Origin of the sequence: Bacillus gobiensis (assembly GCF_001278705.1) — a bacterium.
Classification (GTDB): domain Bacteria; phylum Bacillota; class Bacilli; order Bacillales; family Bacillaceae; genus Bacillus; species Bacillus gobiensis.
On the sequence record NZ_CP012600.1, the window covers coordinates 1,130,678 to 1,155,403 of the forward strand.

General features: G+C 41.2%; 23 protein-coding genes. 22 read left to right on the plus strand and 1 reads right to left on the minus strand.

Annotation, left to right across the window (positions count from 1 at the left end; all coding sequences use genetic code 11):
- Positions 1 to 157: 157 nt before the first annotated feature.
- From recA to AM592_RS05620, 15 genes are all read left to right on the plus strand, one after another.
- Positions 158 to 1,189 (plus strand): recombinase RecA, encoded by a 1,032-nt coding sequence (gene recA / locus AM592_RS05550; protein ID WP_053602867.1) that lies wholly within the window; start codon positions 158 to 160, stop codon positions 1,187 to 1,189.
- A gap of 363 nt (positions 1,190 to 1,552) precedes the next feature.
- Positions 1,553 to 3,112, plus strand: a complete 1,560-nt coding sequence (gene rny, locus AM592_RS05555; protein ID WP_053602868.1) for a ribonuclease Y — start codon at positions 1,553 to 1,555, stop codon at positions 3,110 to 3,112.
- 110 nt (positions 3,113 to 3,222) lie between these two features.
- A complete protein-coding gene (locus AM592_RS05560; RefSeq protein WP_053602869.1) occupies positions 3,223 to 4,017 on the plus strand; it encodes a TIGR00282 family metallophosphoesterase in 795 nt (264 codons plus the stop codon).
- Positions 4,018 to 4,214: 197 nt separating this feature from the next.
- A complete protein-coding gene (spoVS, locus tag AM592_RS05565) occupies positions 4,215 to 4,475 on the plus strand; it encodes a stage V sporulation protein SpoVS (protein WP_003154135.1) in 261 nt (86 codons plus the stop codon).
- Between the two features lie 154 nt (positions 4,476 to 4,629).
- Positions 4,630 to 6,159: a tRNA (N6-isopentenyl adenosine(37)-C2)-methylthiotransferase MiaB gene (gene miaB / locus AM592_RS05570; protein WP_053602870.1), complete on the plus strand. Its 1,530-nt coding sequence runs from the start codon at positions 4,630 to 4,632 to the stop codon at positions 6,157 to 6,159.
- A gap of 1 nt (position 6,160) precedes the next feature.
- Complete coding sequence (locus AM592_RS05575; RefSeq protein ID WP_053602871.1) at positions 6,161 to 6,592, plus strand: regulatory iron-sulfur-containing complex subunit RicA; 432 nt, start codon at positions 6,161 to 6,163, stop codon at positions 6,590 to 6,592.
- Positions 6,593 to 6,858: 266 nt separating this feature from the next.
- The gene (cotE, locus tag AM592_RS05580) at positions 6,859 to 7,407 is read left to right on the plus strand and encodes an outer spore coat protein CotE (RefSeq protein ID WP_053602872.1); all 549 of its coding nucleotides are present in this window, start codon (positions 6,859 to 6,861) and stop codon (positions 7,405 to 7,407) included.
- A gap of 151 nt (positions 7,408 to 7,558) precedes the next feature.
- Positions 7,559 to 10,135: a DNA mismatch repair protein MutS gene (gene mutS, locus AM592_RS05585; protein ID WP_053602873.1), complete on the plus strand. Its 2,577-nt coding sequence runs from the start codon at positions 7,559 to 7,561 to the stop codon at positions 10,133 to 10,135.
- An 18-nt stretch (positions 10,136 to 10,153) separates the two neighbouring features.
- The gene (gene mutL / locus AM592_RS05590) at positions 10,154 to 12,004 is read left to right on the plus strand and encodes a DNA mismatch repair endonuclease MutL (protein ID WP_053602874.1); all 1,851 of its coding nucleotides are present in this window, start codon (positions 10,154 to 10,156) and stop codon (positions 12,002 to 12,004) included.
- Between the two features lie 395 nt (positions 12,005 to 12,399).
- The gene (locus AM592_RS05595; protein WP_053602875.1) at positions 12,400 to 13,836 is read left to right on the plus strand and encodes an MDR family MFS transporter; all 1,437 of its coding nucleotides are present in this window, start codon (positions 12,400 to 12,402) and stop codon (positions 13,834 to 13,836) included.
- A gap of 139 nt (positions 13,837 to 13,975) precedes the next feature.
- Positions 13,976 to 14,362 (plus strand): GntR family transcriptional regulator, encoded by a 387-nt coding sequence (locus AM592_RS05600; RefSeq protein WP_053602876.1) that lies wholly within the window; start codon positions 13,976 to 13,978, stop codon positions 14,360 to 14,362.
- Positions 14,359 to 15,261, plus strand: a complete 903-nt coding sequence (locus AM592_RS05605; protein ID WP_053602877.1) for an ABC transporter ATP-binding protein — start codon at positions 14,359 to 14,361, stop codon at positions 15,259 to 15,261. Before AM592_RS05600 ends, AM592_RS05605 begins: the two co-directional genes overlap by 4 nt.
- Complete coding sequence (locus AM592_RS05610; protein ID WP_148564314.1) at positions 15,239 to 15,988, plus strand: hypothetical protein; 750 nt, start codon at positions 15,239 to 15,241, stop codon at positions 15,986 to 15,988. The genes AM592_RS05605 and AM592_RS05610 overlap by 23 nt, the downstream gene beginning before the upstream one ends.
- Positions 15,988 to 16,692: a hypothetical protein gene (locus AM592_RS05615; protein WP_053602879.1), complete on the plus strand. Its 705-nt coding sequence runs from the start codon at positions 15,988 to 15,990 to the stop codon at positions 16,690 to 16,692. The genes AM592_RS05610 and AM592_RS05615 overlap by 1 nt, the downstream gene beginning before the upstream one ends.
- A gap of 369 nt (positions 16,693 to 17,061) precedes the next feature.
- A complete protein-coding gene (locus AM592_RS05620; RefSeq protein WP_053602880.1) occupies positions 17,062 to 17,517 on the plus strand; it encodes an OsmC family protein in 456 nt (151 codons plus the stop codon).
- A 28-nt stretch (positions 17,518 to 17,545) separates the two neighbouring features.
- On the opposite strand, the gene AM592_RS05625 is transcribed toward AM592_RS05620, so the two are convergent.
- On the minus strand, positions 17,546 to 17,770 hold the full coding sequence (locus tag AM592_RS05625; protein ID WP_053602881.1) for a hypothetical protein: 225 nt from the start codon (positions 17,768 to 17,770) through the stop codon (positions 17,546 to 17,548).
- A 134-nt stretch (positions 17,771 to 17,904) separates the two neighbouring features.
- Between AM592_RS05625 and AM592_RS05630 the strand changes: the two genes are divergently transcribed.
- The 7 genes from AM592_RS05630 to nrdE all read left to right on the plus strand — a co-directional run bounded on the left by AM592_RS05630 (position 17,905) and on the right by nrdE (position 24,691).
- Entirely contained in the window at positions 17,905 to 18,303 is a 399-nt protein-coding gene (locus tag AM592_RS05630; RefSeq protein ID WP_053602882.1) for a YmaF family protein, read from the plus strand.
- 98 nt (positions 18,304 to 18,401) lie between these two features.
- Positions 18,402 to 19,343 (plus strand): tRNA (adenosine(37)-N6)-dimethylallyltransferase MiaA, encoded by a 942-nt coding sequence (gene miaA / locus AM592_RS05635; protein ID WP_053602883.1) that lies wholly within the window; start codon positions 18,402 to 18,404, stop codon positions 19,341 to 19,343.
- A gap of 44 nt (positions 19,344 to 19,387) precedes the next feature.
- Complete coding sequence (gene hfq / locus AM592_RS05640) at positions 19,388 to 19,609, plus strand: RNA chaperone Hfq (protein WP_053602884.1); 222 nt, start codon at positions 19,388 to 19,390, stop codon at positions 19,607 to 19,609.
- Between the two features lie 534 nt (positions 19,610 to 20,143).
- Entirely contained in the window at positions 20,144 to 21,637 is a 1,494-nt protein-coding gene (hutH, locus tag AM592_RS05645) for a histidine ammonia-lyase (protein WP_053602885.1), read from the plus strand.
- Positions 21,638 to 21,808: 171 nt separating this feature from the next.
- Positions 21,809 to 22,027, plus strand: a complete 219-nt coding sequence (locus AM592_RS05650) for a hypothetical protein (RefSeq protein ID WP_053602886.1) — start codon at positions 21,809 to 21,811, stop codon at positions 22,025 to 22,027.
- A 209-nt stretch (positions 22,028 to 22,236) separates the two neighbouring features.
- Positions 22,237 to 22,629 carry a class Ib ribonucleoside-diphosphate reductase assembly flavoprotein NrdI gene (gene nrdI, locus AM592_RS05655; protein ID WP_053602887.1) on the plus strand — a complete coding sequence of 131 codons (393 nt, stop codon included), beginning with the start codon at positions 22,237 to 22,239 and terminating at the stop codon, positions 22,627 to 22,629.
- Entirely contained in the window at positions 22,589 to 24,691 is a 2,103-nt protein-coding gene (gene nrdE / locus AM592_RS05660; protein ID WP_053602888.1) for a class 1b ribonucleoside-diphosphate reductase subunit alpha, read from the plus strand. Before nrdI ends, nrdE begins: the two co-directional genes overlap by 41 nt.
- The last annotated feature ends 35 nt before the right edge of the window (positions 24,692 to 24,726 follow it).

A 24,726-nucleotide genomic window follows, 5' to 3' on the forward strand; every position in this document is an offset into this window, starting at 1 on the left:
TTTTATTAGGAGAATTACAATTTTTCCTAAAGCCATTTCTCTGTTTTGCAACACTTTTATTCTTAAAAAAATCGAATATGCGTTCGCTTTTTTCTTGGCAAATCCTCGCAAACAAGGTATAGTATATGTAGCGGTAATGATAAAGGAGGAAACAATTATGAGTGATCGTCAGGCAGCCCTTGATATGGCTCTTAAGCAAATAGAAAAGCAATTTGGAAAAGGTTCCATTATGAAGCTCGGTGAACAAACTGAGAGAAAGATTTCAACCGTGCCAAGCGGCTCTCTTACGCTGGACACCGCTCTTGGAGTAGGCGGGTATCCGCGTGGGAGAATCATCGAAGTTTATGGACCTGAAAGCTCAGGTAAAACAACTGTGGCCCTGCATGCCATTGCAGAAGTGCAGCAGCAGGGAGGACAAGCTGCGTTTATTGATGCTGAGCACGCGCTTGATCCTTCTTATGCCCAAAATTTAGGCGTAAATATAGACGATCTGCTTCTTTCCCAGCCGGATACCGGCGAGCAGGCGCTCGAGATAGCGGAAGCGCTCGTTCGAAGCGGTGCTATTGATATCGTCGTCATCGATTCCGTGGCCGCACTCGTGCCGAAAGCTGAGATTGAAGGAGATATGGGCGACTCACATGTCGGTCTGCAGGCGAGACTGATGTCCCAAGCGTTGCGCAAGCTCTCCGGCGCTATTAACAAATCGAAAACAATCGCTGTTTTCATCAACCAGATTCGTGAGAAGGTTGGCGTTATGTTCGGTAACCCGGAAACGACTCCGGGAGGAAGAGCTTTAAAATTTTATTCATCTGTACGCCTTGAAGTGCGCCGTGCCGAGCAGCTGAAGCAAGGCAATGACGTCATGGGTAACAAAACAAAAATTAAAGTTGTAAAGAACAAAGTAGCTCCTCCGTTCCGTACAGCAGAGGTTGATATTATGTACGGTGAAGGTATTTCGAAAGAAGGCGAGATCATTGACCTCGGTACAGAGCTTGATATTGTCCAAAAAAGCGGATCCTGGTACTCATATCAGGAAGAGCGCCTGGGTCAAGGAAGAGAAAACGCCAAGCAATTTTTAAAAGAAAATAAAGACGTTCTTCTGATGATCCAGGAGCAAATCCGCGAGCATTACGGCCTCGATACCGGCGTTGCTCCGAAGGATGAAGAACAAGAAGAACTTGAAATCTAAAGTGAAAAAAGATGCGCTGATGCATCTTTTTTTATGTCTAAAAACTCATGTCAAAGGGAACAACGTATATTAAGTGCATGATTTACCTGTTGTGTTTCCTGATGACCAAACCGGGAAGGAAGAACGAGCAAAAAACGTTACATTCATTTTTGAGTGAAAAGGCTTAGACGGCGGGCTTGACAAGTATTTCACTCAACACTTACAATAAGTGTGTGTCACTTATTTTATTAACATGATTGGTAAAATATTGAAAAATGAAAAGGGCAGTGAATGATTTCATTCGCTCAAGGTGTGACCTGAAATCAGTAATCACCACTTTTATTTTTAGCAAGAAGCAAGTTCATAGCAAGAGGAGGTGAAAGTATGAATTGGCAATTTATTCTCATCTCCATTTTGCTGGGCCTATTCTGTTTAGTTGTTGGCTATTTTGTTCGAAAAACCATTGCCGAAGCGAAAATTGCAGGTGCGCGAACTGCTGCGGAACAAATTGTAGCAGACGCAAAGCGTGATGCAGAAGCTTTGAAAAAAGAAGCGCTCCTCGAGGCAAAAGATGATATACACAAGTTTCGGGTAGATGCTGAGCAAGAAGTTAGAGAAAGAAGGAACGAACTTCTGAAGCAAGAAAACCGATTGCTTCAAAAAGAAGAAAACCTTGACCGAAAGCAAGATGCGTTAGATAAACGCGAAGCGATGTTAGAGAAGAAAGACGATTCTCTAAATGAACGACAACAACATATTGAAGAGATGGAAAGCAAAGTGGATGAGATGATACGCATGCAGCAATTGGAGCTGGAACGTGTCTCTAGTTTAACTCGAGATGAAGCAAAACAAATCATTCTGGATCGGGTTGAAAGCGAGCTTTCCCATGACATCGCAATCATGTCGAAAGAAACTGAAAACCGAGCGAAAGAAGAAGCAGACAAAAAAGCAAAAAGCATACTTTCTTTGGCACTTCAGCGCTGTGCTGCTGATCACGTGGCAGAAACGACGGTTTCAGTTGTTAATCTTCCGAATGACGAGATGAAAGGACGTATTATTGGCCGTGAAGGGCGTAATATCCGTACATTAGAAACATTAACTGGAATTGACCTCATTATTGACGATACTCCAGAAGCTGTCATACTTTCTGGATTTGATCCAATCAGACGTGAAACAGCGAGGATTGCTCTAGATAAGCTAGTACAGGATGGACGAATCCACCCTGCACGAATTGAAGAAATGGTCGAAAAATCCCGGCGTGAAGTCGACGATTATATTCGGGAAATGGGTGAGCAAACCACGTTTGAGGTGGGGGTTCACGGACTTCACCCTGATTTGATTAAAATTCTCGGCCGTTTAAAATTCCGTACAAGCTATGGCCAAAACGTTCTGAAGCACAGCATGGAAGTTGCATTTTTGACAGGTCTTATGGCTGCAGAGCTTGGTGAAGATACCACACTTGCCAAAAGGGCAGGCCTGCTTCACGATATCGGTAAAGCGATTGACCATGAAGTGGAAGGAAGCCATGTGGAAATCGGTGTCGAGCTTGCAAGCAAATATAAAGAGCATCCTGTCGTGATTAACAGTATTGCTTCCCACCACGGCGACCAAGAGCCAACATCAATTATTTCTGTTCTGGTGGCTGCTGCCGATGCTTTATCTGCAGCTCGTCCGGGTGCAAGAAGCGAGACGCTTGAAAACTATATTCGCAGACTGGAGAAGCTGGAAGAAATATCTGAATCCTATGAAGGTGTTGAAAAATCTTTCGCGATCCAAGCTGGCCGGGAAGTAAGAATCATGGTAAAACCTGATTCCATTAATGATTTGGAAGCTCACCGATTAGCGAGAGATATTCGTAAACGAATTGAGGATGAGCTTGATTACCCAGGCCACATAAAAGTGACTGTGATTAGGGAAACAAGAGCTGTGGAATACGCTAAATAAGGTTTCATTCACAAGTAAAGTGGTGCATTATGCATCACTTTACTTTTTTTCCCGAATGAACCTTAAGTATTCCTGATTAAAGGACAAGAAATAGAAAGGGATTAAACGAAATGATTATTTTATTCGTCGGTGACGTCGTAGGATCACCCGGCCGCCAAATGGTTAAGGAATATTTGCCGAAGCTGAAAAAGAAGTATTCGCCGCATTTTACGATAATAAACGGCGAAAATGCAGCTCACGGGAAAGGGATTACAGAAGGCATTTATCGCAGCTTTATCGAAGGCGGAGCCGATGTAATCACAATGGGAAACCATACGTGGAACAAAAAAGAAATCTTTGATTTTATTGATGATGCCAAGCAGCTGATTCGTCCTGCTAACTTTCCAACAGGAAATCCAGGGAAAGGTATCGCCTATGTTAAATCAGCCGGGAAAGAGCTGGCGGTAATAAATCTTCAAGGAAGGACATTTTTGCCTCCGATCGACTGCCCGTTTCAAAAAGCGGATGAGCTCATTGGAGAAGCGAAAAAAAGAACACCTTATATATTTGTCGATTTTCATGCCGAAGCGACGAGTGAAAAGCTTGCGATGGGCTGGTATCTAGATGGACGTGCCCAAGCCGTTGTTGGGACTCATACCCACGTGCAGACCGCGGACAATCGGGTGCTTCCTGAAGGCACTGCTTTTATCACTGATGTCGGCATGACAGGTCCCTACAACGGGATATTAGGAGTGGAACGAGAAACCATAATCAAACGGTTCAAAACAGGTCTGCCCGGACGTTTTGAAGTGGCTGAAGGCCCAACAAGCTTAAGTGCTGTCGTTATTCAAATCAATGATCAGACAAAGAAGGCGGTCAAGATTGAGAGAATTTTAATCAATGACGACCATATGTTTTTTGAGTAAACAAAACGGGTAAATATTATAGAAAAATATTCAAAAAAAAGAAGGAATATTGAACACTGCTAGTGAATATAGTAGCAATGGAAGGTAGCCTGCTATTTTGAAAAGGACTGGGGATGACTTTTTAAAATAGTAATATCTAATAAGGATTGTTCTAATGAACACTCACTCATCCATTGTAAAATTAAGGGGGAGCAGAAATGGAAATATTAAAGGTTTCAGCAAAATCAAGTCCAAATTCAGTTGCCGGAGCACTAGCAGGAGTATTAAGAGAACGGGGAGCAGCAGAAATCCAAGCCATCGGTGCAGGCGCACTTAATCAGGCGGTAAAAGCTGTCGCGATTGCAAGAGGGTTTGTCGCACCAAGCGGCGTGGATCTGATCTGTATCCCAGCGTTTACGGACATTCAAATTGACGGAGAAGAAAGAACTGCGATTAAATTAATTGTAGAGCCGCGCTAACCCTCCAACCTAAAATGTTTTCTTACCAGCCTGCATGCAAATGGTGCAGGTTGTTTTTATGGCCGCAGGAAGGGGACTCATGTATACCAGTTGTTTATAGGGAGAATAACCTTTATACTATGGGTTGGAGCTGCTTTGAAAGGAGAAAGAAACCATGAATGAAAAACAACGTAAAGAAAGCGGACAAGTACATCCTTCGGACAAAAAATCCGAAAAGGATTATAGCAAATACTTTGAAGCTGTCTATGTTCCTCCTTCCTTAAAAGAGGCGAAAAAAAGAGGAAAAGAATCGATACAATATCAAAGTGATTTTAATATATCAGAGAAGTATAAAGGAATGGGAAATGGACGGAAGTTTTACATCCGTACGTATGGCTGCCAAATGAACGAGCATGACACAGAAGTCATGGCCGGAATTTTCACAGCCTTGGGCTATGAGCCGACGGATACAACTGAAGACGCCAATGTCATTCTATTAAATACGTGCGCCATTCGGGAAAATGCCGAAAACAAAGTTTATGGCGAGCTTGGCCACTTAAAAGCTCTAAAAAACAATCGTCCGGATTTAATTCTTGGCGTGTGCGGATGTATGTCCCAGGAAGAGGCGGTCGTCAATCGAATTTTAAAAAAACATCCGTTTGTAGACTTAATTTTCGGTACGCATAATATTCACAGATTGCCAGAGCTTATGTCTGAAGCTTATCTTTCAAAGGAAATGGTCATAGAAGTATGGTCAAAAGAGGGGGATATCATTGAGAATCTTCCGAAAGTAAGACACGGAAAAATCAAAGCCTGGGTAAATATTATGTATGGCTGCGACAAGTTCTGCACGTACTGCATTGTTCCTTATACACGCGGAAAAGAACGAAGCCGCCGTCCTGAAGAAATTATTCAAGAGGTCAGAAGGCTTGCAAGTGAAGGTTATAAAGAAATCACGCTGCTTGGCCAAAATGTCAACGCGTACGGCAAGGATTTTGAGGATATCACTTACGGACTCGGCAATTTAATGGATGAACTTCATAAGATCGACATTCCGAGAATCCGGTTCACTACGAGCCATCCAAGAGACTTTGACGACCGTTTAATCGAAGTTCTGGCAAAAGGTGGAAACCTCCTTGACCATATCCATTTGCCTGTACAATCTGGAAGCTCTGATGTTTTAAAACTGATGGCAAGAAAATATGACCGTAAACGATACATGGAGCTGGTCGGAAAAATTAAAGAAGCCATGCCAAACGCCTCATTGACGACAGATATTATTGTCGGCTTCCCGAACGAAACGGATGAGCAGTTTGAAGAAACCATGTCCCTTTATAAAGAAGTGGAATTCGACAGTGCGTATACCTTCATTTATTCACCACGCGAAGGGACGCCTGCAGCAAAAATGTCCGATAATGTTCCGATGGAAGTTAAGAAAGAACGCCTTCAGCGATTAAATCAGCTGGTCAATGAAATTTCCGCGAAAAAAATGAAGGAATATGAAGGCCAGACTGTCGAAGTATTAGTAGAGGGAGAAAGCAAAAATAACCCGGATATACTTGCCGGCTATACGAAAAAAAATAAACTAGTCAACTTCAAAGCTCCTAAATCAGCCATAGGCAAACTGGTTCAAGTAAAAATCCACCAAGCGAAAACATGGTCGCTAGACGGTGAGATGGTGGGAGAAACGATCGAGGTGAAGTGAATTGACTCTTTATTCGAAAAAGGATATTGTTCAAAAAGCCCGGGATCTTGCCAAAATGATCGCTGAGACAGATGAGGTATCCTTCTTTAAACGTGCTGAATCACAAATTAATGAAAATGCGAAAATATCGCAAATCATTAATCAGATTAAGGCGCTGCAAAAACAAGCCGTGAATTTTAAGCATTATGGGAAATCTGAGGCTTTACAACAGGTGGAAGCAAAAATAGACGCTCTTCAGGAAGAGCTTGATTCTATCCCAATCATTCAAGAATTTAAAGATTCGCAGATGGAAGTAAACGACTTGCTTCAGCTGGTAGCGAATACCATTTCGAACCAAGTGACAAACGATATTATCACCTCAACAGGAGGCGACCTTCTGAAAGGCGAAACCGGCTCAAAAATAAAAAATTCTCAAGAAAGCTGCCCTCTTTAATAGATGTCTTTAGGGCATCTTTTTTTTGCTTCAATAATAGTGAACAGCGGTCCTGCATCTGTTTTTTGCTTTTAGAAAATAAACAAGCCTTTTTAAGCTCGCAAAATTGTCTCTTCCTCTGACTATTTTTATGGAAAGATTGCAGATAACCATGCATACAATGGAACAGAAATGATTTTTATGGGTGAGCGTTTCTTTTGTCACGCACATTAGACGAAAGCCTGGCATAAAAATAATTTGAATGAAGAACGAGGAGGCATGCTTGAATGGCTGAATACAGAGAAATTATCACAAAAGCTATAGTCGCGAAAGGGCGAAAATTTACCCAAAGCACTCATACTGTATCTCCTACACAAAAACCTACCAGCATTCTCGGCGGTTGGATTATCAATCATAAATATGACGCTGAAAAAGTAGGGAAAACAGTTGAAATTGAAGGATTCTATGATATTAACGTATGGTATTCGTATGCTGATAATACGAAGACTGAGGTTGTTACTGAAAGGGTAAAATATGTGGATGTGATTAAGCTCCGCTATCGAGACAAAAACTACCTAGATGACGAACACGAGGTCATGGCAAAGGTTCTTCAACAGCCGAATTGTTTGGAGGTTACCATTTCTCCAAACGGCAATAAAATCGTTGTGCAAGCAGAAAGAGAGTTCTTGTCTGAAGTTGTGGGAGAGACAAAAATCGTTGTAGAATTAGATCCGGAATGGACTGTAGACACTGAAGCAGAGTGGGATGATGATGACTTAGACAGCGAGCTCGAAGACATCAATCCGGAGTTTTTAGCCGGTGATCCTGAGGAATAAAAGGTTACTAGGGGAAATCAGCCCTAGTTTCTTTTTTTGGGGGTATTATAATCGCTTACTTTTAGGCTTACGCAACTGATTGAAGGTTCACTTTATGCTATAATAGGTGTAAAATTTCAAAGGCAGATTGATACATAGAGAGGGAGTTACTATGACAGGCTACACCCCGATGATTCAGCAATATTTAGCGATCAAGGCAGATAACAAAGATGCCTTTTTATTTTTCCGTTTAGGGGATTTTTATGAAATGTTTTTTGATGATGCAATAAAAGCATCCCAAGTATTAGAGATAACTCTGACATCAAGAGATGGAGGGGCAAGTGAGCGCATTCCCATGTGCGGAGTTCCCTACCACTCAGCAGAATCCTATATTGAACAACTTATCCAAAAGGGCTATAAAGTGGCCATTTGTGAACAAACTGAAAACCCAAAGGAAGCAAAAGGGGTGGTCAGAAGAGAAGTAGTTCAAGTCATTACTCCGGGCACATTAATGGACGGAAAAATCATTGAGGAGAATGAGAACAACTTTATCGCTTCCATCTCGAAATGCAAAGAAGGATACGGATTAGCGCTATCTGACTTATCGACTGGAGAAAATCTTGTGGCGGAAGTAAAGAGGCTTGAAGACGTAATTTCTGAAATCTATTCCTTTCGGGCGAAAGAAATCGTCGTCAGCAATGAGATAAATGAACAAGAGCTTAAACATATAAAGGAAAAATTAGAGCTGACCGTTTCCTATCAGGAGGAAATGGAAGAGGTGATTCCAGCCATTGCTAAGCATGTAGAGGATGAGAACCTCTTAAATAGTTTTATGAGACTGTATTCCTATCTTTGCCGTACGCAAAAACGGAACCTGGACCATTTGCAAAAGGTAAACATTTATGAGCTTGAAGAAGCTATGAAAATAGATCTCTATTCAAAAAGAAATCTCGAATTGACAGAAACGATCCGTTCGAAAAGCAAAAAAGGGTCATTGCTGTGGCTTCTAGACGAAACGAAAACAGCAATGGGCGGAAGGCTGTTAAAGCAATGGGTGGAAAGGCCGCTCATCAGAGTTAATCAAATCGAAGAACGCCAGGATATGGTAGAGGCCTTTATCACTCATTTATTCGAAAGAGAGGATTTAAGAGAGCTTTTAAAAGAGGTTTATGATTTGGAGCGTCTTGCTGGAAGAGTCGCTTATGGAAATGCCAATGCACGAGATTTAATTCAGCTGAAGTTTTCCTTGCAAAAGGTTCCTGAGATCAAGCATTTAATTGCCTCGATTGATCACCCGCAGGCCAAGCACAGGGCGGAACAATTGGATATATGTAAGGAGTGCTTTGAGCTTTTGGAGGAATCGCTGAACGAAGATCCGCCGCTTTCGTTAAAGGAAGGAAATCTCATTAAGGATGGTTTTGACAACAAGCTCGATGAATACAGATACGTCAGTAAAAACGGCAAGGATTGGATTGCCCAGTTGGAGCGACAGGAACGGGAGCTGACTGGAATCCGCTCTTTAAAAGTCGGATTTAATCGAGTGTTCGGCTATTACATTGAAGTGACCAAAGCGAATATTTCACTGTTGGAAGAAGGCAGGTACGAGAGGAAACAAACACTTGCAAACGCGGAACGATATATTACTCCGGAGCTGAAGGAAAAAGAGGCGCTGATACTTGAAGCTGAAAGCAATATTTCAGAATTGGAATACGAGTTATTTACCTCAATCAGGGAACAGGTAAAAATCTACATTCCCCGCCTTCAGCATCTGGCAAAGCAAATTAGCGAGCTAGACGCACTTCAATGCTTTGCGACGATAAGTGAAACGCGACGATATACAAAGCCTTCTTTTTCGGAAAATCACGTGCAAATCACTGAAGGGAGGCATCCGGTGGTCGAGAAGGTCATGGACAGCCAGTCATACGTACCGAACGATTGCATGATGGATGCCGAGAGGGAAATCTTATTAATTACAGGGCCCAACATGTCGGGGAAAAGCACGTTTATGCGGCAAATGGCGCTGATTTCGATCCTTGCGCAAATTGGCTGCTTTGTGCCGGCAAAAAAAGCGATTTTGCCTATTTTTGATCAAATTTTCACGAGGATCGGGGCGGCTGATGATTTAATTTCGGGGCAAAGTACGTTTATGGTGGAAATGCTGGAAGCAAAGAATGCGATCGTTAACGCAACGAAAAACAGCTTAATTCTGTTTGATGAAATCGGCCGTGGGACAAGCACCTATGACGGCATGGCACTAGCACAGGCAATCATTGAATATGTCCATGACCATATCGGCGCGAAAACACTCTTTTCCACCCATTATCACGAGCTGACAGTTCTTGAAAACGAGCTTCATCAGCTGAAAAATGTTCACGTAAGAGCAGAGGAGCACGAAGGAAAGGTCGTCTTTTTGCATCAGGTGAAGGAGGGGGCAGCCGATAAAAGCTACGGCATTCACGTGGCCCAGCTGGCTGAACTTCCAGATAATCTCATTCACCGGGCGAATGCCATCCTGGAAAAGCTAGAAAAAAAGGAGCCTGAAAGCCATAGGCCATCCAATCAAAACGAGCAGGTCAATGAAAATGCGCAGCTGTCATTTTTTGGAGAACATGCACCGCAAGAAAAAGTAAATAAAGCATCGGCAAAAGATCAAAAGGTACTTTCACGAATCAAAGAGCTTAACCTTCTTGATATGACGCCGCTGCAAGTGATGAATGAAGTCTATGCCCTTCAGAAAAAGCTTCGTTAAGTAAGGGGTGAACAAAAAATGCAAAAGGTGATTAAGCTTTCTGCTGAGTTATCAAACAAAATTGCGGCTGGAGAAGTCGTTGAACGGCCGGCATCGGTCGTTAAGGAGCTGGTGGAAAACTCAATTGATGCAAATAGCACCGTCATTGAGGTAGATATTGAAGAAGCGGGATTATCCTCCATTCAAGTGAGAGATAATGGCGAGGGGATGTCGGAAATAGATGCCAAGACCGCATTTTCCAGACACGCAACCAGCAAAATCAAAGACGAAAATGATTTGTTCCGAGTGAGAACGTTAGGTTTTCGCGGAGAGGCGCTTCCCAGCATCGCCTCCGTTTCCCATTTGGAGCTAGTGACAAGCACGGGCCAAGAGGCAGGCTCGCATTTAACTTTTCAAGGCGGAAAGCTGATAGCTGAAGGCAAGGCTTCTGGAAGGCAGGGGTCGGAAATTACGGTCACACAGCTTTTCTTTAACACGCCGGCACGGCTTAAATATATGAAGACCATTCATACGGAGCTAGGAAACATTACTGACCTGTTGAATCGGCTGGCACTTGCCCATCCGGACGTATCATTCCGCTTGCGGCATAACGGCAAAGAAATACTGAAAACGAGCGGAAATGGCGACGTCAGGCATGTTCTTGCGTCAATTTACGGTACGGCGATTGCCAAAAAGATGATTCCTATTCACGTTCAATCCCTTGATTTTAATGTAAAAGGCTATCTTTCGCTTCCCGAAGTGACCAGGGCTTCAAGAAGCTATATATCTACCGTCATCAACGGCCGGTATATTCGCAATTTCTCGCTTTCAAAAGCAATCGAAGAGGGATACCACACGCTTTTGCCGATCGGGCGGCATCCGATTGTGTATTTAGAAATTACAATGGATCCGATACTAGTTGATGTCAACGTGCATCCTTCAAAGCTGGAAGTCCGAATCAGTAAAGAATCGGAATTGCATACATTGATTTCAGATGGAGTGAAGAACCAATTCCAAAGAAAGCAGCTGATTCCTAGTGTGGCTCCGCCAAAACGGACTTCAGCTGCAGGAAAAAATGAGCAGCAAACTTTGTCTCTGGACTCACAATCTGAAAAGCTTATGGAACGAAAGGTTGAAAAACCTCCTGTTTATGAGTCTCATTTTAAAACAGAAGACCTGATTACAGAGAGTAGAGATGAAGAATCCAGCTACCAGGAATCCGTTCATGAGGAAGCGCAGGAAGAGGAGATGCCTTCAACCTCGATCGAGCAGGAAGAAGAACCCATCGAAAAAGTGATTCCTGAAGAAAGAGTACCCGTGATGTATCCAATCGGACAAATGCACGGAACGTATATTCTAGCGCAAAACGAAAATGGCTTGTATATTATTGACCAGCATGCTGCCCAAGAGCGGATAAAGTATGAATACTTTCGTGAAAAAGTAGGGCAGGTCGAGCACGAGCTCCAGGAATTGCTCGTGCCGCTTACTCTTCACTATTCAAGTCATGAAGCTGTCATTATTGATGAATATAAGCATGAGCTTGAACGGGTTGGCGTCTTCTTGGAATCGTTCGGATCTAACAGCTACATCGTTCGCTCACATCCATCATGGTTTCCAAATGGCGAGGAAAGCATGATCATCGAAGACATCATCCAGCAAGTATTGGAGGAGAAAAAAGCCGATATCAAAAAGCTGAGAGAAGAAGCCGCCATCATGATGAGCTGTAAGGGCTCCATCAAAGCGAATCACTATTTAAAGCAGGAGGACATGAAGGCCCTTTTGGACGAGCTTCGAACAACGTCCGAACCATTTACGTGCCCGCATGGACGGCCTATCATTATCCACTTTACTTCTTATGAGATGGAAAAGATGTTTAAGCGTGTAATGTAAAAAAACCGGTGTTCCATAATAAATGGAATGCCGGCTTTTTAGCGTAGAAGGAATACTTGAATGTCTTAATCAAAAATCTTGACATCCATAATTTTTTTCAATTAGAATAAAGTGAAAAAAGTACATGTTTTATTGAAAATCTGTGCTTTTATGGATATTTCAAAGCATAAAACGTCCTTAGAGTTTGTGCTTTTTCCTATTCAGAAAACAAAAAATATGATTCTATTTCTGAAATAGGATTGTTGAAGCACATGGAAGCTTGTCTGCTTTATTAAGTATGTGTTGATCATGACCCCTTATTGAAGAAAATAGATAGGGGGTTTTTGTCTTTTAGTTAGAAACGAAGGCATGAAATAATCGATTGATTTTTATGATAAAATTGTTGGAGGAACTGTATGGAACAAAAGATTAATTCAAGAGCGATTCTTATTACATTTATGATTGGCGCATTTTTTGCAATATTAAATGAAACCTTGCTGAATATTGCATTAACTGAGCTCATGGCAGTATTTAATATCGATGCGCCTACTGTTCAATGGCTGGCAACTGGATTTATGCTCGTTATGGGAGTTTTAATGCCGATCTCTGCAATATTAATTCAATGGTTTACTACGAGGCAAATGTTTATCGGAGTTATGACAGTTTTTTTGATTGGGACAGTTATTGCTGCTTGTGCTGTCAATTTTCCGATGTTGTTAACTGGGCGGATGATTCAAGCAGTTGGTACCGGATTGTTAATACCGATTATTATGAATGCTTTGCTTTTACTTTATCGCCCTGAAGTTCGCGGGAAAATCATGGGAACATTTGGGTTAGTTATTATGTTTGCTCCGGCGATCGGCCCGACCCTGTCCGGTGTGATCGTTGACTTATTAGGCTGGCGCTGGTTATTTATCACCGTCATTCCTTTTGCTGTATTCTCCATCTTATTTGCCATGAAATATTTGAAAAACGTTGGAGAGGTTACTCGCCCTAGTGTAGATGTTTTATCGATTATTTTATCTTCCATCGGGATTGGGGGAATCATCTACGGATTCAGCAGCGTTGGAGAGGATCCGGAAGGTTTTCGATCACTAACGATCATTTCAGTTCTGTTAGTCAGCTTCATCAGTTTATTGCTTTTCGTCATACGGCAATTGAAGTTAGATGAGCCATTATTAGATGTCCGGGTATTTAAATATAAAAACTATTCAAAAGGTATTGCTCTTTTTATCATCGTCATCATGGCAATGTTTGCATCTGAAATTGTGATGCCGATGTATCTGCAGGGGCCGCTCGGATATTCTGCTAAGCTCGCAGGTCTTGTGCTGCTGCCGGGAGCGTTATTAAACGGCTTAATGTCACCATTAATGGGTACTTTATTCGATAAATATGGACCAAGGAAGCTAATGATACCTGGTTCTATTGTTTTGGTCGGGGTCATGCTGTTTTTTAGCAACATTAATCCTTCGATCCAGGTTTGGTCGTTTATCATTGCATACATCTTATTAATGCTGTCGATTTCAGCGATGATGATGCCTGCCCAAACGAATGCATTAAATGAATTACCTAAGAAATTATATCCGCATGGGACGGCAATTGCGAATACATTACAACCCGTCGCAGGTGCACTTGGTGTTTCGATCTTTGTAAGCATTATGACCCAGAGCAGAAAAAGTTTCTTAGAAGGTCAATCAGCTCCGGTAAGCGAGCAGATTCAAAATGAAGCGATGACACAAGGGGTGCACCATGCTTATTGGTTTGCATTAGCCTTATGTGTGACAGCTTTAATCATTTCACTATTTGTTAAAAAGGCGTTTGCACCAGATTATGATCAAGAGAGTGAAAACTAAAATCAGCAATTCAACAAAGAGTGTCTCTTTTATATGAGACGCTCTTTTTTTGTTTGCGTAAAACTGATTGCTTCAACTCTATATTTATTATATACTACATTACAACACTAATGCACTATGCCAGGGAGGGGGACTGACTTTGATCCCTAATACAGATGATACAAAACCAATTTATATTCAAATTTCTGAATGGCTTGAAACAGAAATATTGAACGGCAATTTTTCCAGTGATCAAAAGGTTTATTCCCAGTACCAGCTGGCAGAGATGTTTACAATAAATCCGGCGACTGCAGCAAAAGGACTAAATATACTGGCTGATGAAAATATTTTATACAAGAAGAGAGGGCTCGGTATGTTTGTAACGGCTGATGCAAAGAAATTGATTGTGACGAAACGAAAAGAGCAGCATTTGAAGCGGCTTGTGTGGGAAGTCGTGTTGGAAGCCCGCAGATTGCAGGTATGTGAAGATGAACTGCTGCAAATGATTCAAAAAGCAAGAGCAGAAAGTGAGGAGGATGGAAAATGAATGTTGTTGAATGTACACAACTATCAAAATCCTACGGCAATAAAAAAGCCTTGAATAACATATCGTTTCACATTCGTGAGAATTCGATAACTGGCTTGATCGGGCGAAATGGCGCTGGAAAAACAACTCTTTTGAAGCTTTTAGCAGGGTTGTCAAGAGAGACGTCCGGAGAGGTGAAAGTTTTTTCAGAACGACCATTTAATAATTTGAAAGTTTCGATGAATACGATATTTGTAGATGAGGATATCAATCTGCCCGATTCGTTAAATCTTACGGAAATATTAGAAGAAATGAAGAGATTTTATCCAAACTGGGACATGGATCTGGCGAATCGGCTATTTTCCTATTTTTCTTTTCATCCTATGCAAAAATATGACAGTCTTTCAAAAGGAATGAGAAGCACGTACAACATGATAATCGGGCTATCAGCACGCTGTGCATTGACGATATTTGATGAACCCACAACGGGAATGGACTCTGCTGCTCGGAAGGATTTCTACAAGGCGCTGCTTAAGGATTATCTTGATCATCCCCGAACGATTATTATTTCGAACCACCATCTGCATGAAATGGAGGCTGTTCTTGAGGATATCCTGCTGATCAAAAACGGCAGAAACTATTTACATATGCCCGTGGCTGAGTTAAAGGAATTGGCGATCGGAATCAAAGGAAAGGAAGAAACCATTAATAGATGGACGGTAAATAGTGAAATATTTTATCGGAAAAGAATAGGAACGAATAGTGAATATCTCGCTGTTAAAAATGAATGGTCAGAGGCAGAATTGCAGCGAGCCAAAATAGAGGGACTCGACTTTACAGCTGTCGATCTAGCTGATCTTTGCGAATACTTGACAGATGAAGCAAAAGGGGGAATTGATGATGTCTTTAGCAAACGCTAGATTAGCAGAAGTGGTAAAAAAGCAATACTTATATAAGTTGAAATCCTATTCAAATGTTTTTAGCTCGCTTGTTATGGTTCAGATGATTGCAATCCTCATGTCATTTGGATCTACCTCGTCATCTGGAAGCAGCACTAGTACGATTGATTTAACGGTGAATAAATACTCATCAGATGTAATCATTGCGTTTACGCTGCTTTGGGGATTTATCAGCGCAATCATCATTACAACAAAAGCGTATAGATACGATGATTTTACGTTTGTCAGCAACCGGATCAGCAGCCACTTATCGAATATTTTATTTTTGCTGACAGCAAGCATTATCGGAGGGGCATGCGGGATTCTTTCAGGTTTTTTGCAAAAGGTTCTGATGTATTTTTTTGATTATTCGATTATTAGAGAATATAGTCATCTGGCATCTCCTTCAGAATTGCTTCTTGGCATAATAATGACAACACTGTATGTGTTTTTCTTTTCTGCGTTCGGCTACGTGATTGGTTATCTTGTTCAAATTCACAAGCTTTTTATTGCAACTGTGCCTGTATTTTTACTAGGTTCAATGTTTATCAGCGCAGAGCAAGGTAATGAAGGATGGATAGTCCGCTTTTTTGAATATTACTTTCTTGAACCTTCAGTTTTCATATTTTTTCTGAAAATCATCGGAACGGTAGCTATTCTCTATACGATAACGATTCTTATGTCAGATAAATTGGATGTGAGAACTTAATGTTAGCACTAATACAAATCATTCCTTTTCTCATTATTTTGTTAATTTTGTTACTTATCTTTCGGCGAAAAAAAGCAATCACCAGAGGAAAATATGTGAGCCTGAAAAGAACGTATTGGATTTTTGCAAGCTATGTTGCCGCCTTGCTCGTATCCGTTCTTTTGTTTTATATGCTGCCTGAAAAAAGCCCAGCAGTTGGAGGGAAAGTTCAACCCGAAACAGCTAACAAAGAGTTAAGAGAATTTGACAATTTAGTACATGACGGCAGGCTTGGAGATATTGATCCCCGATATAAAAAGAAGCAGTGGAAGTTTCAGTATCAATTGAAGCAGCTCAACATTGAAGGGTATATAGATCCGTCAATAGTGATCGAAAGAAAACAAGGCACAGATGGAACGATAGAAGCGATATATTTTGCAACAGATACAATCTTGGAAGGTTTTAAAATAAGCAAACTCCCTTCAGTCAACGTTCGTTTAAACGAAGAAAGCTTGATAATTGACAGCCCTGAGCCAATACAAATTGAACTTGGCCTATACAGCAAAGAATTTCCAATCAGGCAGTTTACAGACGAGCAATTCATGGGAGAGAGCAAGGAAGATGGGTCGACCTTCACCCCTATGGAAGTTATCTATTTGCGTGTCCCTAAAGATCTAGAAATAACTGGAGCTTCTGACATGGATATCACCTATATAAACAAGTAGATTTACAGCCCTTTGTTCTATGAACAGAGGGTTTTCTTTCGTTTGTGAAACCTTTGCTATGTCCATCTTCGTCTCATAGATACTTAAAACGATTGTCATTTATACTTTTTCATGTTTCTTTTCATCGTGTATTAACATCTTTAGTTAGACAGCCGATAGCATTCATATAGGAGTGAAGCTGCAAATGGAAAGCAAAAATTTATTTTTCAAAGGTCTTATTATTGGTGTTCTAGTGACTACACCAATTTGGATTGTGGGAATCATTATCTACAACCTCATATTTTAATGGATTCATTTCAATTTCTTTGTTTTTTTACTCGCGGGCTCTATAATGGGCTTTGTAAGGAATCACAGGAGGAGTTGAGGTAGATGGCTGAACATCACTTTCATTTACAAGCGCACTGGACTGGCGGCAGAAACAGTGTTGGGGAGATTTCGTGCGGCGGTCTGCAAACGAATATATCGATTCCGCCTGAAATGGACGGCCCGGGAGTGGGGACAAACCCGGATGAAATGCTACTTGGAGCAGCCTCAACGTGCTATATTATTACCCTTGCCGCGATGATGGAACGGAGCGGACTTGAAAAAAACACATTATCAATGACCTCCGAGGGAATTGTTGACGTGACCAATGGAATTTTCACGTATAAAAAGATCATTCACCGTCCCAAGATCGAGCTTAAAGCTGATGCCGAAAAAAAGGATGTGTCATTAGCATACAAGCTTGCAGAAAAGGCAGAGAATGCATGTATGATCTCCCGAGCGATAAAGGGAAATGTTCAAATTGAGCTGGAAGCGGAAGTTCTCCCAAAAATTCTTATGTAATCTGGCCCGCTTTTTGGGCCAGTGCATATTAATAATAATATGGATACGGCGGATAAGGGTAAGGGTACGGATACGGCGGGTAGTAAAAGGGACTGATGAGAGCGCTTCCGACTAATCCTCCGACGAGACCGCCGACAAATGGTCCTGCACCCCAAAAGCCAAAAGGCCTGCCAAATCCATACCATGGACGGCCGAAACCAAATGGCCGGATTCTTTCGTCTGTTTCACCAACAAACGGCGGGAATTGTGTCATGTTTTATTTTCCTCCATTCAATATTTTTCATCTATATAAAATTAATGTATTCAGCCTAGTTTTATTTGCTTGGGTATTAGACCACCCGGTTGTATCATCATCTAAAATCACTAATCTAGTTGGGAGTGGATCAATTGCCGCTTTATCAATCAGATTGGGAAAGAAAGCCTTCCCATGTCCATGCATACCGGATAATAACCTCAAAAGAGATTGGGCATTATCACTTGATTGAAGGATTTTCTCAGCCGTCAAACGGTAGCAATTACGACAAGCACACTCACTTTTTTGCGGGAGTAGTTTCCTTTGAAAACGGGCATTATCACAGGTATTATGGGATTTCGGGTCCTGCGATTCCAAGTGTTGACGGGACGCATTATCATTTACTTAGCGGCTCCACATATCTTGCATACAATGAACCTGTTGATATTCCCCATGGGGGAGTCGTTTACCAAGAAGGTGAAAAAGAACGTCACAGGCATTCGTACCGTGGCAAAACGTTTGAAATTGTCGGAAATGAACCATTAAACTGGTAAGCGGTTTAAACTTTCTGTGAATGGGTATCCTCTGTATAGATATTTGTTGATGGATAATGTTATAATGATAGACAGCTTCAATAAAGAGAGTGATTGATTTGGCAGGAAAAGAAAAGGTCGCTGTATTGATCGGACCAACAGCTGTAGGTAAAACAAATCTCAGCGTTCAACTGGCAGATATGCTGGATGCTGAAATTATCAGCGGCGACTCCATGCAGGTTTATAAACAAATGAATATTGGCACTGCTAAAATCACAGCAGAAGAAATGCAAGGAATTTCCCATCATTTAATTGATATAAAAGAACCTTGCGAATCTTTCTCTGCTGCTGAATTTCAAGAACTGGCCAGAAAAAAAATCAGCGAAATATCCTCGCGGGGAAAATTACCGATGATTGTAGGCGGTACTGGCCTTTATATTGAAGCGGTATTGTCAGATTATTCCTTTACGGTAGAATCAGGTGATCCTCTATTTCGAAAAAAGCTTGAAAAAACCGCCCAAGAAAAAGGAAATATGTATCTCTATCATTTGCTTGCAGAGCGAGATCCTGAATCGGCAAAAAACATTCACCCGAATAATGTACGAAGAGTGGTTCGGGCATTGGAGGTTCTTCATACTACAGGGAGGACCAAAACGGACCAAACAGCAAACCAAAAAAGCGGGTACCTATATGATACGGCTCTAGTCGGTTTGACGATGGAAAGAGAACAGCTGTATGATCGGATCAATCGAAGGGTCGACCAAATGATGGTAGATGGTCTTCTTGAAGAGGTAAGAGGTTTTTATCAGGATGGATTGACCAATTGCCAATCCATACAAGCAATTGGCTATAAGGAGTTTTATACATATTTGGATGGAGACATTAGTATTGAAGAAGCAGTTGCTGCCTTAAAACAAAACAGCAGAAGATATGCAAAAAGGCAATTGACATGGTTTCGAAATAAAATGGAAGTTCAATGGTTTGATATGTCAGATCCTCTAGACTTTGAGAAGAAAAAACACGAAATTTTTTCGTATATAGCAGGAAAGCTCAAATTTTAATCGAAACATTAACAAATAGTGATACATACCAAGGAGGACAAAACATGAAACAGATAAATATTCAGGACCAGGTCTTAAATCAAATCCGCAAAGATAATGTTTATGTTACTGTGTTCTTGTTAAACGGCTTTCAGTTGCGCGGACAGGTGAAAGGCTTTGATAATTTTACCGTGTTGCTTGAAACAGAAGGAAAGCAGCAGCTTATTTATAAGCATGCTATTTCTACTTTCTCTCCGCAAAAAAACGTTAATCTTGAGCTTGAATAGCACACGGAGAACTAATCCTAAACAAAGGATTGGTTCTTTTTTTGTTTTAATTTCGTTATTTTAAAATAATATATTATTTTGAGCTCTTTGTGTTAAATGTTGGAATCATCGCTTTATTCCACTGATAAATTAATCATCTATCGTAATAAAGGAATGGGGATTTATTATAAAAAATTATTTGGAAGTAACAATTGCTGCTTTTATGTGGTAAGATATAGTTGTAAATTCGAAATTCTGTTAATGGCAAAATTGCAATTATCAGGCTTTTTACTTTCCCTACTGATCCACAGAGTATGGCTCGGTTAAGAGCACGACATCTTTACTGAATTGATGTGTTTAGCGTTTCGGTAGCTCTCCTAAATTACCCTTGTATGACTCTTTTACATTCGACTATTTTTAAATCCATTCACATAAAATGTAATTCAACGCACAAACCTAACAAATTTTAGATTCTAGGGAGTTATGTCCAGGAGTTGTATATGTCCTTGATGTAGCGCTCTTTTTTATAGGCAAAAAAGAAAAGGAGCTTGCCCGATGGAAATTCAATTAAACGGAAATGACCTTGGCTTTCACGAAATTCGATCGATCTTGAATGGAGAAGCTTCTGTTCGGATCAAGGATGAAGCTTGGACTAAAATTGATGGAAGCAGAGCCGTTATTGACAGTCACTTAAAGATGGGTAAGGTTATGTATGGAGTGAATACCGGATTTGGAAAACTAAGCGATACAGTTATTTCTGCCAGTGACACAGAAGAGCTGCAGCTGAACCTCATCAGAAGCCACGCATGCGGAATAGGAGAGCCTTTTTCTAAAAATGTCAGCAGAGCGATGCTTTTATTGCGGGCGAATGCGCTGGCGAAAGGGTATTCCGGTGTACGGCGAGAAACGATTCAGCTGCTTGTCGATTGCATTAATGCGGGCCTATATCCGATTATCCCAAGCCAAGGATCACTGGGCGCGAGCGGAGACCTTGCCCCATTATCACATCTGGCATTGGTTCTTGTCGGCGAAGGAGAAGCGATATACAAAGGACATAAAATGAATGGCAGAGCGGCGCTTAAGAAGGCCGGACTTCAGCCGATCCGTTTAAAAGCGAAAGAAGGCCTTGCTCTTATAAACGGAACGCAAGCAATGACTGCACTTGGCACGATTTCCTATCTCGAAGCGAATGATCTCGCGCATTTTGCCGATGCAGTAGCTTCTTTAACTTTTGAAAGCTTGCGCGGGATTGTAGATGCTCTTTTCCCGGAAACGCATGCTGTGAGACCTCATATTGAGCAGGCCGAAGTAGCCGCTTCGATCTTATCCTACTTGAAAGGCAGCCTTCTTACGACAAAGCAAGGCGAGCTTAGGGTGCAGGATGCATATTCTCTCCGCTGCATCCCTCAGGTTCATGGAGCTATACGTCAAGTGTTAAAGTATGCCGAGGAAAAACTGTTGATTGAAATCAACTCGGCAACAGACAATCCTCTCGTATTTACAGACAGCGGACAGATAATTTCAGGCGGTAATTTCCATGGTCAGCCGATTGCCTTTGCTATGGATTTTTTAGGAATAGGAATGGCTGAATTGGGAAGTATGTCAGAAAGAAGGGTGGAGCGTCTCGTAAACCCGCAGCTCAATGACCTGCCTGCATTCTTGAGCCCAAGACCCGGCCTTGAATCCGGGTTAATGATTATCCAATACACAGCAGCCTCTCTCGTTTCCGAAAATAAGACACTTGCCCATCCCGCAAGCGTTGACAGTATCCCTTCCTCAGCAAATCAGGAGGATCATGTGAGCATGGGGACGACGGCAGCAAGGCATGCCTATCAAATCATAGAGAATAGCAGACGGATTTTGGCAATCGAAGCGATTTGCGCTGCTCAAGCGGCTTCTATTCGGGGACCGGAAAAACTGGCACCTAAAACTAAAAAGCTATACGAAAACATAAGATCCATTGTGCCGGAGATTACAAGTGACCGCAGCCTTTCGCCTGACATTGAAGCCATGTCCTTGGCAATAAAAAATAGAAATATTAAGGTATAGAAAAGGAAAGCTAGAAAAAAATAAAACGCCCCTGGAACTCGTCCATATATTTCCCCGAGATGTTGATTCAAATATTGTGTATGCAGGTCTTCTTGTTTTACAGCCAGGGACAAAATCAGCTACACTAGAATAGATTCGCTTAAAAACTAAAATACGAAAGTATGGTATAAAATGAAACAAAAAATTACGATTTCACATTGGGAAGAAACATGTGAAGATGACTCCTGTTTTGAATACGGCACGAGCATCTCTTTAAACGGTAAGGAACTGATTCGCGAAGCTTCGATTAAGACCGCAATTGAAACGTTAGTTAAAGAATTGGGGATAGAGGCTGAAATTGAAGAAATTTGTGAAGAATTAAAATGCATTACTTACAAAAAAAATAAATAAAAGTCTAGTCTACATCATAATTTTTTTTCATGTTATGATAAACATCGACTTTTCATTATGCCGAGTAGGATGCGGAAGAAAGCTGCATTCTGCTCTTCTTCTTTTTAAAAACGTACGAATGAATCGAGATCAATATGTTGTGTTTTTGGACAAGTTATTATACTATATATTGTGTTAGATAGATTACTTGTTTGGGTTGTGATTCGATAATGGTTCAAGTCATTTTTGATTCGAAAACAGGAAATGTTAGACGGTTTATGGAGAAAATCGAACATTATTCGAAAGAACACGTAGATGAGGTGGAGGATATCAATTCCCCCTTCATTCTTGTTACCTACACGACAAATTTCGGAGAAGTTCCGCAATCGACTAAGGATTTTCTCGACAAAAACGGAAAGCATTTAATAGGTGTCGCGGCCAGCGGCAACAAAAATTGGGGAGAGTTTTTTGCGGGGAGTGCTGATCGAATATCTCGTTCTTACCAAGTCCCGATCATCCACAAATTCGAACTTAGCGGAACAGCGAAAGACGTTGATTTGTTCAATCAGGAGGTAGAGAAAGTTGTCACAGAATCAAGTGCCAAAATGGATACAGTTAAATAATGAAATTATGATTCAAAAATCAGGGAAATTCCAATTTGAGAAGGATAAGGAAGCTGTACATAGCTATTTCGTTGACTACATAAATCAAAACACAGTATTTTTTCACGATTTGAAAGAAAAAATTGATTATTTAATAGAAAACGACTATTACGAGCGAGAATTTTTAAGTCAATATTCGTTCGAAGAAATTAAACAAGTCTTTAAGACAGCTTACGATAAAAAATTCCGTTTTCCTTCCTTTATGAGTGCGTTTAAATTTTATAATGATTACGCGCTAAAAACGAACGACAAGAAAAAGATTCTCGAACGATATGAAGACAGAATCGCAATTGTCGCATTGTTCTTTGCGAACGGGGATGCAGGTAAAGCGAAAGAATTCGTCCGTTTGATGATTAATCAGGAATACCAGCCAAGCACGCCGACCTTCTTAAATGCAGGACGTAAAAGAAGAGGCGAGCTTGTCAGCTGTTTCCTTTTAGAAATTAACGATTCTTTAAATGACATTTCAAGAGCAATCGACATCTCCATGCAGCTGTCGAAGCTCGGCGGCGGAGTTTCTTTGAATCTTTCCAAGCTGCGGGCAAAAGGCGAGGCCATCAAAGACGTTGAGAATGCCACAAAAGGGGTTGTCGGCGTCATGAAGCTTCTAGATAACGCGTTCAGGTATGCTGATCAGATGGGGCAAAGGCAAGGCTCAGGCAGCGCTTATTTGAATATTTTTCATCGGGATATAAACGATTTTCTTGATACAAAAAAGATTTCAGCCGATGAGGATGTCCGTGTTAAAACGTTATCGATTGGCGTTGTCATTCCGGATAAGTTTGTCGAACTGGCAAAAGAGGATAAGGGGGCTTACGTTTTTTATCCGCATACAGTTTATAAGGAATACGGGGAGCATATGGATGAACTCGATATGAACCTTATGTACGACAAGCTAGTCGAAAATCCAAAGGTTAAAAAAGAAAAAATCAACCCTCGTAAGCTGTTGGAAAAACTGGCACTGTTACGATCAGAGTCAGGCTATCCTTACATCATGTTCCAGGATAACGTCAACAATGTTCATGCCTTAAATCATATCAGCAAAGTGAAATTTTCCAACCTTTGCTCCGAAGTGCTTCAGGCATCGCAGGTTTCTTCTTATACAGATTATGATGAAAAGGATGAAATCGGGCTTGATATTTCCTGCAACCTTGGTTCATTAAATATCTTAAATACGATGGACAATAAATCTTTGAAGCATACAGTAAAGCTTGCTGTCGATTCCCTTACTCATGTTTCGGATACGACAAGCATTAAAAACGCACCAGCGGTAAAAAGAGCAAACAGAGCGATGAAATCTATCGGCCTCGGCGCGATGAACCTTCACGGGTATTTGGCACAGAACAATATCCCGTACGAAAGTGAAGAAGCAAGAGACTTCGCCAATACGTATTTTATGATGGTGAATTATTATTCCATTGAGCGGTCCGCAGAAATCGCCAAAGCAAAAGGGGAAACCTTTTATCAATATGAAGGCTCCGCTTATGCAACGGGGGAGTATTTTGATAAATACATTCAGCAAAGCTTTACACCGAAATTTGATAAAATCGCCAAGTTGTTTGCAGGGATGCATATTCCATCAATTGAGGATTGGAAAAAACTAAAAGAATTTGTCAAAGAGAACGGGCTCTATCACAGCTACAGGCTTTGTATTGCGCCGACTGGTTCGATTTCGTATGTTCAATCCAGCACGGCTTCTGTCATGCCGATCATGGAACGTATTGAAGAAAGAACCTATGGAAATTCAAAAACGTATTATCCGATGCCTGGGCTTGCTCCAGAAAACTGGTTTTTCTATAAAGAGGCATATGATATGGACATGTTTAAAGTTGTTGACATGATTTCGACGATCCAGCAGCACGTCGATCAGGGAATCAGCTTCACGCTGTTCCTGAAGGATACGATGACGACACGCGACTTAAACAGAATTGATCTTTATGCCCACCATAAGGGCATTAAAACGTTGTACTATGCAAGGACGAAGGATACAGGGCAAGAAAGCTGTCTGTCTTGTGTCGTTTAATGAACCACCCCGGATCAATTAGCAGCCGGAAAGAC